The organism is Dactylosporangium sp. NPDC005555, assembly GCF_040605635.1.
Taxonomy (GTDB): Bacteria; Actinomycetota; Actinomycetes; order Mycobacteriales; family Micromonosporaceae; genus Dactylosporangium.
In genome coordinates this window covers 59,401-72,810 of record NZ_JBEXDG010000058.1, presented here as the reverse complement: position 1 = coordinate 72,810, position 13,410 = coordinate 59,401, and the positions used below count along the sequence as shown (strand labels likewise).

The window sequence follows — 13,410 nt, the reverse complement described above, 5'->3', positions numbered from 1 at the left end:
GCGTCTTCTTGTTGCACCACAACGGATCCGGCGTGTTGCCCTGCCCGACCGCGACCAGTTACCCAACGTCATCCATCGTTACGCGGAATGGCTCACTGTTACAGCGTGCGGGCGGTCAGTCATCGAGGCCAAACGATGACTGACGGAGCTCCATCCTTAACGGCGGGTGGCCGCATCGATTAGCATGCGGCTCAAGATCTGCGCAACTTCGAGTGCGCCGACGCCGAGAGCGGCTTGTGACATCGACTTGTCCGGGTGAACTTGGATGGACTTGTCCGACATGGAGAGCATGCTCGCGGACTGGCGAGGGAGCTGAGCAACTTGGCCGGTCGAGAGCATCATGGTCGACTGGATACCGGTAGCTACCGCGCATATTCGGTGACTCCACGATGCGAAGCTGCCCGATCAAGCGCAGCGGTCCTGCTACAGATCTTGAAAGGTTAGGTTGAGTCGGGTTCGATGGTCAGGCCGGTGTGGGCGAGGAAGCTGTCGAGCAGGTCGGTGCGGTACTGGATGCTCTTCAACCGGTTCTTGATGATCGCCTGCAGGTGGCCGACGCCGTTGACGGCGAGGTTGCCGATGCTGCGTTTCAGGTGTGACCACACCGCTTCAGTCGGGTTCAGATCCGGGGCGTAGGCAGGCAATCGGATGACGTGCAGCCAGTCCCGGGCGGCGATCATGTCCCGCATGGCAGCGCTGACGTGGACGTTGAGGTTGTCCCAGATCAGCACGATCGGCCCGCCGAGCTGCTGATGCGCGGCATCGATCAGCCTCATGTAGTCACGTTCGGAGAAGCTGCGCCGCTCGCCTTTACGTCCACGATGCACGATGGTGCGGTAGACGAACCGGGAGCGCATGCCCGGCTTGACGCAGACGAGACCGGCGATCGAGACCCGCCCGGATCCCTTACCCGACACCGGGATCACCGGTGTCCGACCGCGGCGGCCCCAGGTGCGGGCCTTCGGTGGGCGCAGCGTCTGACCGGCTTCGTCCTCGAAGACGATCCACGCGTCGCGCTGCGCCGCTACCGTTTTCCCGCCGGCCACACCTCCCGCCGCCACGCCGCGATCGCTGTCTCGTCGCGTTCGACCGCACGGTGCGCGGGGATCTGCACCGACCAGCCGATGCGGTGCAGCAGGTACGCGGTGCCGCGCAGCGTGTAGCGGGTGTGGAACATCCGCGCGATCAGGTCCGAGACCCTGGCGAGGGTCCACCGCTGGTCCGCACCGAACCCGTGCACCGCCGGCCCTTCGTCGAGGGCATCAGCCAGGCGCCGCAACCGGGACCCGTCCAGGCGGCACCGGGCGCCGCCCGGCCCCCTCGACGCCAGAGCTTGTTCACCACCACGCCGCCATCGTTGCTGCCAGCCGAACACCGCGGTCTTCGACACCCGCAACCGCCGCGCCACCTCCGCGACCGGCACACCATCGGCGAACCAGCCCGCCGCCTCCAGCCGGACCGCCGCACGCCTCGCCCGCTGCCGCGCGGACAGACCGCCACCATCGGGATACCTCATCCCTCCGCCCTACCACCCTCAACCGACGTAACGGCAACACGCCACTACAACCGATCAACCCCACCTTTTCAAGATCTGTATCTGCTTCGAGAGTTCGGTGTCGTCGAGGATGGAGCCCATGCCGTCACCTGGCAGGGTCGCCCATACGGATGCCTAGCCGTTCGGGCCAAGGCCCCGGCAAAGTCGTTAGGTGATGCTGAGCAATCCCAACCGGCGGTTGGGATTGCGGGCGTAGTGGCGGTTGGCGGCGGCGATGTTGGTGGTGCCGTCGACGTCTTAGCTCCCCGGAGCGGAGGGTGCGGATCTGGCCTTGCGGCCCGGCGGTAGTGGGTAGGTTGCTTCGATGATCAGCACGCCCCGTGGGGTGGCGCAGTTCTTTTTGGTGCCCCCGGCAGGATTCGAACCTGCGACACACGGTTTAGGAATTGGATCACTGCGTCCGTTGCTGACGCTCTGACCTGCTCTGACCTGGTGTTGCGTCGCCTGCCGGGGCCTCAGCGTGCCCGTGATTCGCCGTCGTTGACCGCTGTTACTGGCACGCGAATGGCACGCCCAGCATCCCCACCCAAGCTCCTCCGTACACCCGTCATGCACCCCTGGGAAGCGGGCCGCCGGCGGGGGTGCCTCGCCCGCGCGGACGCTCAGGTCCCGTGCGGACGCTCGGCGCCCCCGCCGGCGGTCTGCTTGGCCTTGCCTGCGTGACGGGGGTACGGAGGAGCGCACCCTCCGGGACCCAGAGGCCCGCCGGGAGGCAAGAGCGCAACTACACGCGGAGGGCAACGCCGCGGGAGCGACGGCCTGTCGCCCGACGGACGTCGCGGTAGCTCATATCTCTGTTGAGCCATTTCATCCTCTATGGCGGCTGGTCATCGCCATACGTGAGCCCGGCCGACAGTCTCGGCCGCGGCTGTGGCGTCCGGCTCAGTACGCTTCGCCTTGATGGATGAGACGTATGCGCAACGGGCCTACCTGGTTCTCCAGCACCGGCTGACGAAAGCCGTGTCGTCGTACAGCGCTGCAGAGTTCGACGCGATGGCGTTCGACCCGGACGAGGTCACCGCGCTGGTGGGGCTGGCACCGACGACCAGCAACCGGCGGGGCGAGCGGGGACGACGATTGAGCGGCTGGGAGTACAGCATGCCGGTGATGGACACCTCGATCACCGAATTCGCGATGACTGCGCTGCTCGACCGGATCGACCCGCGCGCCGACGGCATCGCCGCCGCCTGCCGGGCCTTCGATCTGCAGGCCGGCATTAGGGTTGTCAACGACGATCCGGACCGTGCGGCGAGCGCCTTGGTCTTCTACTCACCAACGACCATCCAGCGGCTCGCCCGCCTCGGCGTGTGGATCGAACACGCCTAGTAGCGCTTGCCACCTCCCGGTGAGGGCGTCGGAAAATCGCAGCCACCGCATCCACCGCGATCACCACGCGGCCCTCGCACTTCAGCACGTCGAAGATGGCCATCACTGAGGTTGAAAAGGGCACGTTAAAGCCGACTCAGCCGATGCAGGCGCTTCGAGTCCAAGCGTCGACCTGTCTGGTCGTCCTCCTCACGCGACTCCGTCCGGCCCGGACGTGGCGTCCCGGCCGAGCGGGCTTACGGCGCTGGCGCGCAGCGCCGGGCGCCGCTTGCACGCCGAGCTGCGTGTCCACGTCCGGGCCTGCGCCGAAGGCGCCTTGATCTAATACAGCCAAATTCGGCAATAGCTCGTGGACGACTCGTCGGTGTAGATCGTTGAGGGCAGCACACGACGCTCGAACTCGCGCCAACAGCTGCTTGCTAGCCGCATCAGTGCGGTTCGAGAGGAAAGACCACCGTGCAACTCGTTTGCATCGACTAGGAACAAGGGGGATGCTGGCACGATGCGACTACGACGCGGAGTTACTGCAGCCAGGGCAATCGAGGTCCTTGGCGAGCGGGATCGCGACGCATCGAGTACTGCCCAACGCCCAAGGCAGCATTTGTTGGATGCATACATGGCATGGGTACGCAACACTGAAATCCATTACACCTCATTGTTCGCTGAAGATGAGATGCTTGGGCTGCTTCATTCGACACGCCATTGGCACATCCGCGCTCACGGGTGGAGCGAGGATATTCGAATCGGTCTCGCTGTAGTGACCGATGAACTCGATGCTCAAAGGCGTCATATTCTAGAAGCCATCGACACCTTAGGGCGGCTCGTCCCATTAAGGGAGCGCGATGGAGAGATGTTGCTCCTTGACACGAACACGATGCTGCACTATCGACCGGCCGACGAAATTTTGTGGAATGAAGAGTTTGGCTTCAAGCGTTCGCGTCTGATCGTTCCGTTGGTGGTGCTGGACGAGCTTGACCAGAAGACTTATGCGAGCAGCAAGCAGCTTGCAGGTCGAGCCGAGACGCGCTTGCGAATGTTGGACAAGCATCTTGAGAAGGCGGTCGGGGGTGCGTCGGAAATTCGTCCTGGCGTCACACTAGAGATTCTCGCAGATCCGCCGAATCATCGACGCCATTCGAATGTTGATCACGAAATTCTGGATCGCGCAGAGCAAATTTTTCAATCGGTTGAACGAGCTGTCACCGTGGTTTCTGGGGATAGAGGAATGCGTGTACGAGGTCTCAGTCGAGGGATTCCCGTTATGCAGCTAGGAGTCAAGTTCCGATTGCCTCTCGGTGACGTCTGAACGTCGTGACCTGTCGAGACATACTGAGGAAGCGATGACCGATAAGCCCCTTGATGAGCTTCAACAGCTTCGCAGGCTCTTTATTCGAAGAGAGCCCGCTGAGTTGCGTCGCTACCTTGCGGCCGTCGAGTCAAACCGCACATATGCAGCCGGAAGTACGGTCTCGGCCTTGGGGGCCCTTGGCAGAAGATCTTCCGGTCTCCTTGTTCCGTCCGCTGCCGCTGTGGAAATTGGTCCGCTTGACTTTGGACGCACGTACACAACGTTAAGAACGCTTACCGGGATGCGCATTGAGCTGGAGGCGATTCGAGCAGTACTTCGACGAATACCACTATTCGATGCTCTGGCCAGTACGGCATCCGTAATTGCGGCGTTACGTCAGCCCGGAGAAGAAGATCCCGGTACGAAACTCGACCGAGATTCTATTGCTATGTTCAATGAACCGCTGAGAAGCCGCGTCGCTAATGCCGTCGCAGAAGGCGCGACGATGCATGCTCCGCAACTACTATTTATCCTCGAAAAGCTGATAATTGCAGAATGCCCGTACAATGTTCCAGAAGGAGAGCGAGTTTCGACAACGATTCCTCACCTGCTCCTTGCTCTCGGCGACAACCTCTCGACCAGCTCGGACGATCGGGCGGAATCAGAAACTACGGTTGCGGCAAACGCGCTCGCTCTTGAGGTTGCTGCAAATACAATGTTTAACGCCGAGTATCGCGAGGACTCCCATTTGGCGCTCTTTATGCGGCGTTGGGTTGAGATGCCCAGGGATGCGCCTAGCAAGTACCTGAAGGAACCGCTCTCGTCCGTCTTCTTCGAGGCGCTTGGGTTCGACATGGAGGAACGAGTTTCTGTCGTTATCTCGCTCTGGGCAAGCGCAATCTTGCGGGGGCCAATAGTTGACCGGGTGGCTCTGTCGAGGAGTCTGAACTGGGACCTGGACCGCGTGGAGAAGATGATCGACTCGATCTCGATGCCGATCGACGAGTATAAGCGGACTGTGAGAAGGGAGGTCCGAGAGCACTCCCTAGACTGGTACTTCACGGCATTCTCGCGCTATCCGATTGTGAAGTTCGACGACAAGTCGATGATCCTTGATCCGGACATGCTCCTTCGACGCTGCCTAGGGTTCGCGCCAGTGTTCGAGATCGAGGAAGGCATAACGCGAATCGGACAGTCAGCAAAGGCGAGGAAGGTGCGTCAAGCATTTGATGACTACTCAGAGAGATATGCGCGAGAGGTCTTTGAGTCACTGACAGGAACTATCGGCGTCAAGCGAGTGTACGCCGATAAGGCGCTGAAGCGAGCGTATAAGGGACTAAAGGTTGCCGATGTCGTTGTCGACTACGGTACATCTTGGCTGGTGGTTGAGGTAACCACAGTCCAGACATCACGCGACACAGTGAATGGCGCTTCGGTCAATGGACTACTCCGCGATCGTGACAAGATTATCGAAGAGATCCGTCAGATCGACGCGACGATTAAGCACCTTAGGCTCAATGAACGGGCTCTGACCGGTGTCACGCGGCGCGTCTCCACTAGATTCTATCCAATTGTGGTATTGACTGAAGGATTCCCCAACAATCCAATCATCAATTCGATTATTCGAGAGGCAGTGCAATCGATTGGCCTACTTACCGGTTCTGACATTGCACCCTTGGAAATCGTTAATTTAGTCGAGCTAGACATCATCGAGGGCGTTTCGGAGACTCATGGCCCACCGCTTCCGGAGATTTTAGAAGCAAAGCAGAAGTCAGCTTTTCACGCAGACTCGCTGCGGAACTTCCTGATTGGCGACCCACGCTTTTCCGTCGTCCGACCCGCAAGGGTAAGCGTTCTAGCCCGCCGTGCGTTCAAGAGAGCTGTCGAGAATTTGGGTGGCACCTTTCCCGAGCCCTAAACTGCTAGATTAGTCGACTTGAGTACCCAGCGTCGACCAGTCGTTCGAATGCAGCGCGGACGCTCGTCGGCATTTCCTGGGGGGCAGCAAACCCTCGCTCGCCATAAATCTCGATACGTTGCGTGTCTCCAACAATCATGTCTATGACTCGACGGACGTCGCCAATACTCGATACATAGTCATCCAAGTTCATCGGGTTCGAGGCATTCACCACGTCGAGACCGGGCCAAACCGTTAATGCGGTCGCGTACGCTCGGCGTTGTTGATATGGACGCGACATTACAATCGCCGAACGCGTTGATATGCCCCGACCGTCCAGAAGTCGACGTGTTAGTTCAAAATTCTGTTGAGTATTGACTGCCTGAGGTTCGATCAGAATCGCAGCTTCTGGAACCCCGTGCTTCATCGCGTATTCGGCATAATGAACTGCCTCTCCTCTCGGGAAGCGGTCCTTCGTCGTCGGAGCATTGGCGCCGGTGAAGACCAAGAGCGGGTAGTAGCCGCGGTGGTAGAGGTCGGTGGCGATGATGGCGACGCCCAGGTCGTGGCTGCCGAGGCCGATGCCGATGTCGCAGGGGCGCAGTTCGTGGTGCATGTTGTGGTAGTCCCACAAGGTTTCGACGTCGGCGCGGTGTTCGGCGGGGATGGTGGTCGCCGGGGTGCTCTGGTCGGCATGCTTCACGCCAACACAGTAGGCGGTGGTGTGGTGGGGCGCTCAGTCCATCACATCGAGCCGGCGGGCCAGATCGACCAGCACCGTTGAGGGCTTCGTGCGCTGGTGGCGTACCCACGACAGGACCAGCTGACGGCTCAGCACGTGATAGCGAACCTGCTCCGGAGCCATCTTCTCGGCGGCGAGCACGGTGTCGAGGGCCTCGTCAGCGCGGTTCCAGGCGCTGAGCGCGCGGGCCACTTCGAGTGAGTGACGGACACGGCGCTCCATCGGCATGCCAGACGTGTCGACGCGCGGGCCAAGGTCCACAGCAACCTGGATGTCGCCGAGCTCCGCGGCGGTCGCAACGCGGTGGATGGCAACGTTCGTCGGACCGAATGCCGTCCACAGGTGGTTCGCGTCGTGACCCAGACGCGTGGCAGCCTCGTCGGCGGCGGACAGGAACGTCCGGGTGGTGATGGCGTCGTTGGCGCGGGCGGCCGCGATCGAACCGGCCAGGAACAGCGTCCCGTACACCGACAGCAGCTCAGGCGTCGCATTGGACAGGTGCGGCTCCAGGTAGTTCGCCGCGTCGTTCGTGAGCTGAACGGCTTCGCGATACCGGCCGGTGGCCTGAAGCGCATGAGCAACGGAGCGCAGCAGCGTCCCGGTCAGTACCACGTCGCCAGCGGCTCGGGCTGCGCCGAGTCCACGGTCGGCGGCGATCCAGGACAGGTCCGCCTCGCCGATCTTCGTCAGCTGCACGGCGGCGAGCTGGTACGCGAGGCCGAGCACCCGCCGTGCGTCGTTGAGCGCGTCGCCGGACATGGCGCTAACCGCGGCTTCGGCGTGGGCGATGAGGCTCGGAAGGCGTCCGGTCACGTACCCGAACCGCGCGTCCTGGTACGCGTCCCAGAGCGTCTTCAGCTCCTGCTGCAGAACGTCGATCGGCGGCGGCTCGACGGACGAGTCCGCGCCGAACGGCGTCACCTTGCGGTAGTCCATGAGGGCGGCGCGCAAGGCGGGGACGGTGCGCATGCCGCTGTCGCTGGTCCACGACACGAGGGACGGTTCGGCGACCAGGTCGGCGAGGGCGACGTCGAGTACGTCGGCGAGGGACTTGATGACCGACAGTCGGTCCAGCTGGATGCGGTTGTTCTCCACCTTGCTCAGCCAGTCCTCGGTACGGTCGACGAGACCGGCCAGGACCTCTTGCGACATGCCGCGCCGGCGGCGGTACCAGGCGACCCGCTCGCCGATGGTCAAGGTGTTCGTCATCCCACGCATGCGGTAAGCGTCGCACCACCCTCCGAGTTGACCCCGGAACAATTTTCCGGGGTGAAGGGCATAGATGGGTAGACGCTTCTTCTATGTTTCGGGCGGTCTTGGTCCAGGGTGCCATCGGCGGTGGCGTGTGACGGTCTACCGCGCTTCGACTTCGACGTGCCGTTCATGTGAGGGGCGCGGCTTCAAGCTGGTGAGCCGACGGGGGTCACTGGCTGCGGCCGAAACCGGCGTGGCGTACGCGGTCCGGCCGTGCGTCGACTGCGGCGGGCTGCCGGCTCCGGACGAGGATCGCTCTGGCCAGGAGACGGAGGCAACCGAATGAGAGCTACTGCGTCCCGCGTCGCTGCGATGCCTGTAGCGCCACAACCTGACCTCGATCTCGATGTCCGGACGCTGCGGTCCTGGCTTGCCGTCGATGAGGACGGCGACCCGGTCCTCGTGCTCAAAGACGATGACGTGACCGTGGTCGTCGACTTCGGGTTCGGCGGTGAGTGGGACCTGGCGATCCGGGCTGCTGAGGGCCTCGGCGACACGGCGCTGGCGTACGCGGCGAGGTTGCGGGAAGTGAGGGCCACGCAGGAGGCCATCCATCAGATGTCCTCGGCCCAGAAAGAAGGGCCGGCGGAGAACAAGGAGGAACCATGCGAGTGAGCAAGGACGGCGTGACCGTCGACCTGACCGGCGTCAGCTGGGTCAAGAGCAGCAGGAGCGGCCCGTACTCCGACAACTGCGTCGAGGTGACGGGCCTCAACGGGCCGCTCGTCGCGGTGCGGGACTCGAAGGACCCGGGCGGCGCGGTGCTGGCGTTCACGCCGGGTGAGTGGGACGCGTTCGTCGAGGGCGCACAGGGCGGCGAGTTCAACCGGGCCGGGTAACAGCGATGGTGTGGGGCGGCCCCTTGATGCTGCTATCACCAAGGGACCGCCACTCATCGTGACACTTCCGGGTGACACCCGGAACACGTGGAAGGCGGCGCAGCATGATCCTGCAAGACGACCTTCGCGGTGACGCGCTCCGGTTGGAGATCGCCATCGCGCTACTCCCCCTCGTCGGCCGCGTTCAACAGCTCCAGGACAATCGGGTGGTCGGCAACCGAGGCAACCGGCTGACTGACCAGGACGACCGGCGGCTCGTCATCGACCACGCGGCGCGGAGCTGGGAAGCGCTCGACCCGGCGCGACAGGCAGAATACGGCGCGGATCTGAGGTCAGCGCTGTACACGTACACCTGCGACTACGTCGACAATGTCGAGGCCGATGGTCCCGACGTCGACGAGGCGGACACGCGCACGTACGAGAGTGCGATGGAAGCGTTGTGGCGGCGGCACGCGGACGCCTTGCGTACGGCTGCAACAGACTGATGAACAGGGCCTCGGCATCGTCTGGTGTCGGGGCTTCGTCGCGTCGCGCTAGTCCTATCCCTCTGGAGGATCGACAGCGCGACTGCCACACAGTTAAGGTCTTGACAAGCTATGTTGTCGTCTTTGAATGGTGGGTCTCGGTGCCGATCGAGTACAGACCACCCAAGTACATAACCATCGTCAACGCGTTGCAGGCCCGCATCGAGGACGGCACGTACGCGTCCGGCGAGATGCTGCCCAGCGAAACCGCACTGATGGGCGAGTTCGACACGTCGCGGCCCACCGTCGTGCGGTCGCTGGAGATCCTGCGGCAGGCAGGCTGGATCGACACGCAGCAGGGCAAAGGCCGGTTCGTGCGGTCCAAACCAATTGAGCCGCGGTCGCTGCCGGCACACGCGGCGTCGCTGCTCGCCAGTGAGGTTGAGGGCCGACTCCGCATCATCGATGTCGGCGAGCTACCAGCTCCAGCACGAGCCTCGTCCGCACTCGATCTGAACGAGGGTGACCTTGTGGTGGTGCGTCGTCGGCTGGTCAGCGTTGACGGCCTGGGTCCGGTCGAGTTGGGCACGGTGTACGTGCCGCTCGATCTCGCCAAGGGCACAGCCGTCGGCTCGGCAGCGCCGCTCAGTGAAGGCGTCCTTCAACACCTGGCCGTGCGCAAAGGCATGCACTTCGATCACGTGACGGAGCGAATCTCGGCGCGGCCGGCGACGCACGAAGAGGCCGAGCTGCTGGACGTTGACCCTGACGGTTGGCTGCTCACAGCGTTGTTCGCTGTGTACGCCCGGGGTGGCAGGCCAGCCTTCGCGCTGGACATCGCAGTGCCGCCGGCACGGCATGAGTTCGAGGACTCGTTCGCGATTGCTTAGGTGGATGGCTCGCATTACTCGAATGCGAGCCATCGGCAAGTTTCTTCGTCTGAACACTTAACAAGCTAGGTTCCGTCGTTACACTTGAGTCACACATAACAAGTTAAGCAGTTGTCAGAGAGGAACGATTGTGGCGCTCAAAGGTGGTAGTCGGTTCTCGATCCGGTTCGAGGACGTTTTCCCTGCTGGATGCGTGCTCGTGCCGGACTCGATCGTCGAGGCGCAGGACTACAACGAGGTGACGAAGGCCCGCACGCCCGCGGTGGACAAGCTGACCGGTCAGCGGGTGTGGACGGTCCGGGTCATGGACATGGACCCCGACCTCGCCGGGCGGGCTCGTGAGGTGGCGGTCAAGATCTCGGCACCCGTGCAGCCGATCCCGGACAACGGCGCGCCGTTCGCGCCGGTGGAGTTCGACGGGATGACGGTCACGCCGTACGTCGGTCCGACCGGCAGGCTCGCGTACTCGTACCGCGCGAGCGGGTTCAAGCCGTCGGCGCGGAAGGCCGCCTGACCAGGAAGACAGCGCGGGGCGGTCTGTATGCCGTAGGAAGCCGGACCGCCCCGCTGCCGACCAAGCCCATTGCTGAGGTGTGGAAGGCGGTTTCATCATGCCCATTTCTGGGCGGCGTCGCCAAGCCTGCCCCGGCCAACTCCTGCTGCTCATGCCTGTTGCGCGCGATGCGCGCGGCCGTTTCACCCGCTGGTTCTCCGGGATGCCGCTGCAACTGCTGGCGGTCCGCCGGGACGTGCGAGGTCGGTTCGCTGCGCTGGCGCCTGCGTAGGAAAGGTCGAAGGTGAAGAACAACAACGTCCCGCTGGTCAACTTCCGGCGCCTGTCCGTTCCGGCGCCGTGGTGGCTGGTCATGTGGATCGTCATCCCGTACCTGCTGTTCAAGGCCACGGTCCTGCTTGTCCGGCTGATGCCGGTGCTGTGGCGCAACCGCATCTCCGTCACCCTCGCCGTGCTCGCGGTGTGGCTGTGGCACCGGCACGGCTGGGAAATCCTCGCCCTGTTCGCTGGTGTCGCCGGCGCGACGGTCGGGGTGTGGTGGTGGCGCTGGCGGCCGTGGTGCGAACGGCTGATCGTGCTGCCGGTGCTTTCGTGGTGGCAGCGGTTGTTCGTGTACCAGCTGCACTGGCGCGAGGCCATGACCGTCTGCCGCGGCGCGGAACGGTTCGACAGCCGGCTGAACGTCCCGAAGCTGCTCCGCGTCCGCTGCACCTATGCCACCGATGAGGTGCTGCTGCGGATGTCACGCGGCCAGAACCCGGACACCTACCACGCGGCGGCGGCAAACCTGGCCTACTCGTTCAACGCCCGCATCTGCCGCGTCTACTCCGGACGGCGGGACACGCCGAAGGCTCGGCACGGTCGGTGGGCGTGGCTGCTGCGGCTGGTCGACCGGTTCCGTTACCGCGACCGGCCGCGGCTGGTCTGGCTCGTCTTCGTTCGCCGCGACCCGCTCCGCCGCACCATCCCCTCGTTTGACGTGCCGGACGCGACCGACCTGGAGGCGCTGCCGCTCGGGCTGCGTGAGGACCTGGTCCGGTACGTTCTGCGGCTCCTCGCAACCCACGTCCTGATCGTCGGCGCGACCCGCGCGGGCAAAGGCTCGGTGCAGTGGTCGCTAATTCGGGCGTTGGCCCCGGCGATCCGGTCGGGGTTGGTGCGGCTGTGGGGCATCGACCCCAAAGGCGGCGTTGAACTGTCCCTCGGCCGGGAGCTGTTCAGCCGGTACGAGTACGCCACCGTCCCGCCTATGGTCGCGATGCTGGAGGAACTCGTCGAGGTGATGCGGGAGCGGCAGGCCCGCATGCAGGGCAAGACCCGCGCGCACACCCCGACCCTCGAAGAGCCGCTGTACGTGCTGATGGTCGACGAAATCCTCGCCCTCGTCGCCCTGCTCCAGGACACCGACCTCCGCGCCAGGGCCAAAGCTGCGCTCGCGATGCTCCTCACCCAGGGCGCGGGCCTCGGGGTGCTCGTCATCGGCGCAACACAGGACCCGCGCAAAGAGGTCGTGGAGTTGCGCGACTTCTTCCCGACCCGGATCGCGTTGCGGCTCAACGAACCCAACCACGTCGACCTCGTCCTCGGACAGGGCTCCCGCGCCCGGGGCGCACTCTGCGACCAGCTTTCCGCGCGGCCGTCGATGCGGGGCATCGGATACGTCGTCCTCGACGATCGTCCCGAACCTGAGCGGGTCCGGTTCGCGTACGTCACCGACGACGAAATCCGCGACATGGCAGCCACCTACGCCGCACCAGTGATCGTCAAGCCGACGCCGATCCCGCGACAGGGACGCCACACCAACAAGCAGAAGCGCACGGCCGGGCCGCTGCTGCCCGACAGCCTCGCCGGGTTCCTGGACGGAGACCCGGCATGACCGACGACCGGCGGTTCTACCGCCTTCGCGCACCACACATCACCAACGGCTCATCCGCCGTGACCGTCCGCGTGACCGACGGCGAAGACCTCTACCTCGCGGTCGGTGCGGGCCGCCGGCGGATGTACCTCACCCCCGCTGAGGCGTGGGCGCTGTGGCGGTGCCTGTCCGAAGCTGTCGCCTCCACCGGCGAACCGCCGGACTGGATCCGCGTCCCGATCGCTGCGAAGACCCGATGAGGGGAGTACCAGAGATGCGTCAGCACGCCGAGGGTGTGGTTCTCGTCGTGATCCTGCTCGTCGTCGGTGCCATGGCGGGAGCGGCGTCGTTCACTCATGTCCATGACTGGACGATGGCGAACTCTCCGCAGGGGACGGCGGACTGGTTCGGCTGGGCCAATGCCGCGATCTCCGAACTCGTCCCGATCGCCTGCGCGCTGGTGATCCGGCGTCGCCGGCGGACCGGTGAGTCGGTGCGGTACCCGTTCGGCGTCCTGGCTGCCGCGGTCGCGCTGTCGTTGTCCGCTCAGCTGGCGGTGGCGAAGCCGGGACTCTCCGGTGGGCTGCTCGCTGCGGTGCCCGCGCTGGCGTTCATGGCCCTGGTGAAGCTCGTGCTGTCCACGAAGCCGCAGCCGGTACCGCAGGAGCCGGCGCCTGTGGTCGTCGACCAGGTCCCGGCGCCCGAACCGGTCGCGGCCGTCGTCCCGGTCTTCCAGCGCCTCAACGGCGCGATCCCGTCCGGTGTCGTCAAGTGAAGGAGGCCCCA

At 64.1% G+C, this 13,410-nt stretch carries 16 protein-coding genes; 11 read left to right on the top strand and 5 right to left on the bottom strand.

Annotated features, from left to right (window positions below; translation table 11 throughout):
• Positions 1–156 precede the first annotated feature (156 nt).
• The 3 genes from ABZS58_RS41035 to ABZS58_RS41025 all read right to left on the bottom strand — a co-directional run bounded on the left by ABZS58_RS41035 (position 157) and on the right by ABZS58_RS41025 (position 1,516).
• Positions 157–342, bottom strand: a complete 186-nt coding sequence (locus ABZS58_RS41035) for a hypothetical protein (RefSeq protein ID WP_354789186.1) — start codon at positions 340–342, stop codon at positions 157–159.
• A 98-nt stretch (positions 343–440) separates the two neighbouring features.
• Complete coding sequence (locus tag ABZS58_RS41030; RefSeq protein WP_354789189.1) at positions 441–1,046, bottom strand: transposase; 606 nt, start codon at positions 1,044–1,046, stop codon at positions 441–443.
• Positions 1,025–1,516, bottom strand: a complete 492-nt coding sequence (locus tag ABZS58_RS41025) for a winged helix-turn-helix domain-containing protein (RefSeq protein ID WP_354789185.1) — start codon at positions 1,514–1,516, stop codon at positions 1,025–1,027. The genes ABZS58_RS41030 and ABZS58_RS41025 overlap by 22 nt, the downstream gene beginning before the upstream one ends.
• A 939-nt stretch (positions 1,517–2,455) precedes the next feature.
• Here ABZS58_RS41025 and ABZS58_RS41020 point away from each other — a divergent pair.
• The 3 genes from ABZS58_RS41020 to ABZS58_RS41010 all read left to right on the top strand — a co-directional run bounded on the left by ABZS58_RS41020 (position 2,456) and on the right by ABZS58_RS41010 (position 6,087).
• The gene (locus ABZS58_RS41020; protein WP_354789184.1) at positions 2,456–2,881 is read left to right on the top strand and encodes a DUF4279 domain-containing protein; all 426 of its coding nucleotides are present in this window, start codon (positions 2,456–2,458) and stop codon (positions 2,879–2,881) included.
• A gap of 616 nt (positions 2,882–3,497) precedes the next feature.
• Entirely contained in the window at positions 3,498–4,187 is a 690-nt protein-coding gene (locus ABZS58_RS41015; protein ID WP_354789183.1) for a PIN domain-containing protein, read from the top strand.
• Between the two features lie 34 nt (positions 4,188–4,221).
• The gene (locus ABZS58_RS41010; RefSeq protein WP_354789182.1) at positions 4,222–6,087 is read left to right on the top strand and encodes a hypothetical protein; all 1,866 of its coding nucleotides are present in this window, start codon (positions 4,222–4,224) and stop codon (positions 6,085–6,087) included.
• Between the two features lie 4 nt (positions 6,088–6,091).
• On the opposite strand, the gene ABZS58_RS41005 is transcribed toward ABZS58_RS41010, so the two are convergent.
• The gene (locus tag ABZS58_RS41005; RefSeq protein ID WP_354789181.1) at positions 6,092–6,769 is read right to left on the bottom strand and encodes a YdcF family protein; all 678 of its coding nucleotides are present in this window, start codon (positions 6,767–6,769) and stop codon (positions 6,092–6,094) included.
• 33 nt (positions 6,770–6,802) lie between these two features.
• Positions 6,803–8,026 carry a helix-turn-helix transcriptional regulator gene (locus ABZS58_RS41000; protein ID WP_354789179.1) on the bottom strand — a complete coding sequence of 408 codons (1,224 nt, stop codon included), beginning with the start codon at positions 8,024–8,026 and terminating at the stop codon, positions 6,803–6,805.
• 318 nt (positions 8,027–8,344) lie between these two features.
• Here ABZS58_RS41000 and ABZS58_RS40995 point away from each other — a divergent pair, with 318 nt between their 5' ends.
• The 8 genes from ABZS58_RS40995 (at position 8,345) to ABZS58_RS40960 (ending at position 13,399) form a co-directional block, all read left to right on the top strand.
• Positions 8,345–8,677, top strand: a complete 333-nt coding sequence (locus ABZS58_RS40995; RefSeq protein WP_354789178.1) for a hypothetical protein — start codon at positions 8,345–8,347, stop codon at positions 8,675–8,677.
• Positions 8,668–8,901 carry a DUF397 domain-containing protein gene (locus ABZS58_RS40990; RefSeq protein WP_354789176.1) on the top strand — a complete coding sequence of 78 codons (234 nt, stop codon included), beginning with the start codon at positions 8,668–8,670 and terminating at the stop codon, positions 8,899–8,901. Before ABZS58_RS40995 ends, ABZS58_RS40990 begins: the two co-directional genes overlap by 10 nt.
• Positions 8,902–9,005: 104 nt before the next feature.
• Positions 9,006–9,386 (top strand): hypothetical protein, encoded by a 381-nt coding sequence (locus ABZS58_RS40985; RefSeq protein ID WP_354789175.1) that lies wholly within the window; start codon positions 9,006–9,008, stop codon positions 9,384–9,386.
• A gap of 140 nt (positions 9,387–9,526) precedes the next feature.
• Positions 9,527–10,255 (top strand): GntR family transcriptional regulator, encoded by a 729-nt coding sequence (locus ABZS58_RS40980; RefSeq protein WP_354789173.1) that lies wholly within the window; start codon positions 9,527–9,529, stop codon positions 10,253–10,255.
• A gap of 130 nt (positions 10,256–10,385) precedes the next feature.
• On the top strand, positions 10,386–10,769 hold the full coding sequence (locus ABZS58_RS40975; RefSeq protein ID WP_354789171.1) for a transcriptional regulator: 384 nt from the start codon (positions 10,386–10,388) through the stop codon (positions 10,767–10,769).
• 283 nt (positions 10,770–11,052) lie between these two features.
• Entirely contained in the window at positions 11,053–12,645 is a 1,593-nt protein-coding gene (locus tag ABZS58_RS40970) for an FtsK/SpoIIIE domain-containing protein (protein WP_354789169.1), read from the top strand.
• Positions 12,642–12,884: a spread protein gene (locus ABZS58_RS40965; protein WP_354789167.1), complete on the top strand. Its 243-nt coding sequence runs from the start codon at positions 12,642–12,644 to the stop codon at positions 12,882–12,884. Before ABZS58_RS40970 ends, ABZS58_RS40965 begins: the two co-directional genes overlap by 4 nt.
• A gap of 14 nt (positions 12,885–12,898) precedes the next feature.
• Positions 12,899–13,399, top strand: coding sequence for a DUF2637 domain-containing protein (locus ABZS58_RS40960; protein WP_354789166.1), 501 nt, complete (start codon positions 12,899–12,901; stop codon positions 13,397–13,399).
• Positions 13,400–13,410: the final 11 nt, after the last annotated feature.

What these genes read in the sequence shown, in the direction of transcription:
- ABZS58_RS41035 (WP_354789186.1), bottom strand. Translation starts at nt 342, where the DNA reads ATGATGCTCTCGACCGGCCAAGTTGCTCAGCTCCCTCGCCAGTCCGCG.
- ABZS58_RS41025 (WP_354789185.1), bottom strand. Translation starts at nt 1,516, where the DNA reads ATGAGGTATCCCGATGGTGGCGGTCTGTCCGCGCGGCAGCGGGCGAGG.
- ABZS58_RS41020 (WP_354789184.1), top strand. Translation starts at nt 2,456, where the DNA reads ATGGATGAGACGTATGCGCAACGGGCCTACCTGGTTCTCCAGCACCGG.
- ABZS58_RS41015 (WP_354789183.1), top strand. Translation starts at nt 3,498, where the DNA reads ATGGCATGGGTACGCAACACTGAAATCCATTACACCTCATTGTTCGCT.
- ABZS58_RS41010 (WP_354789182.1), top strand. Translation starts at nt 4,222, where the DNA reads ATGACCGATAAGCCCCTTGATGAGCTTCAACAGCTTCGCAGGCTCTTT.
- ABZS58_RS41000 (WP_354789179.1), bottom strand. Translation starts at nt 8,026, where the DNA reads ATGCGTGGGATGACGAACACCTTGACCATCGGCGAGCGGGTCGCCTGG.
- ABZS58_RS40995 (WP_354789178.1), top strand. Translation starts at nt 8,345, where the DNA reads ATGAGAGCTACTGCGTCCCGCGTCGCTGCGATGCCTGTAGCGCCACAA.
- ABZS58_RS40990 (WP_354789176.1), top strand. Translation starts at nt 8,668, where the DNA reads ATGCGAGTGAGCAAGGACGGCGTGACCGTCGACCTGACCGGCGTCAGC.
- ABZS58_RS40985 (WP_354789175.1), top strand. Translation starts at nt 9,006, where the DNA reads ATGATCCTGCAAGACGACCTTCGCGGTGACGCGCTCCGGTTGGAGATC.
- ABZS58_RS40965 (WP_354789167.1), top strand. Translation starts at nt 12,642, where the DNA reads ATGACCGACGACCGGCGGTTCTACCGCCTTCGCGCACCACACATCACC.
- ABZS58_RS40960 (WP_354789166.1), top strand. Translation starts at nt 12,899, where the DNA reads ATGCGTCAGCACGCCGAGGGTGTGGTTCTCGTCGTGATCCTGCTCGTC.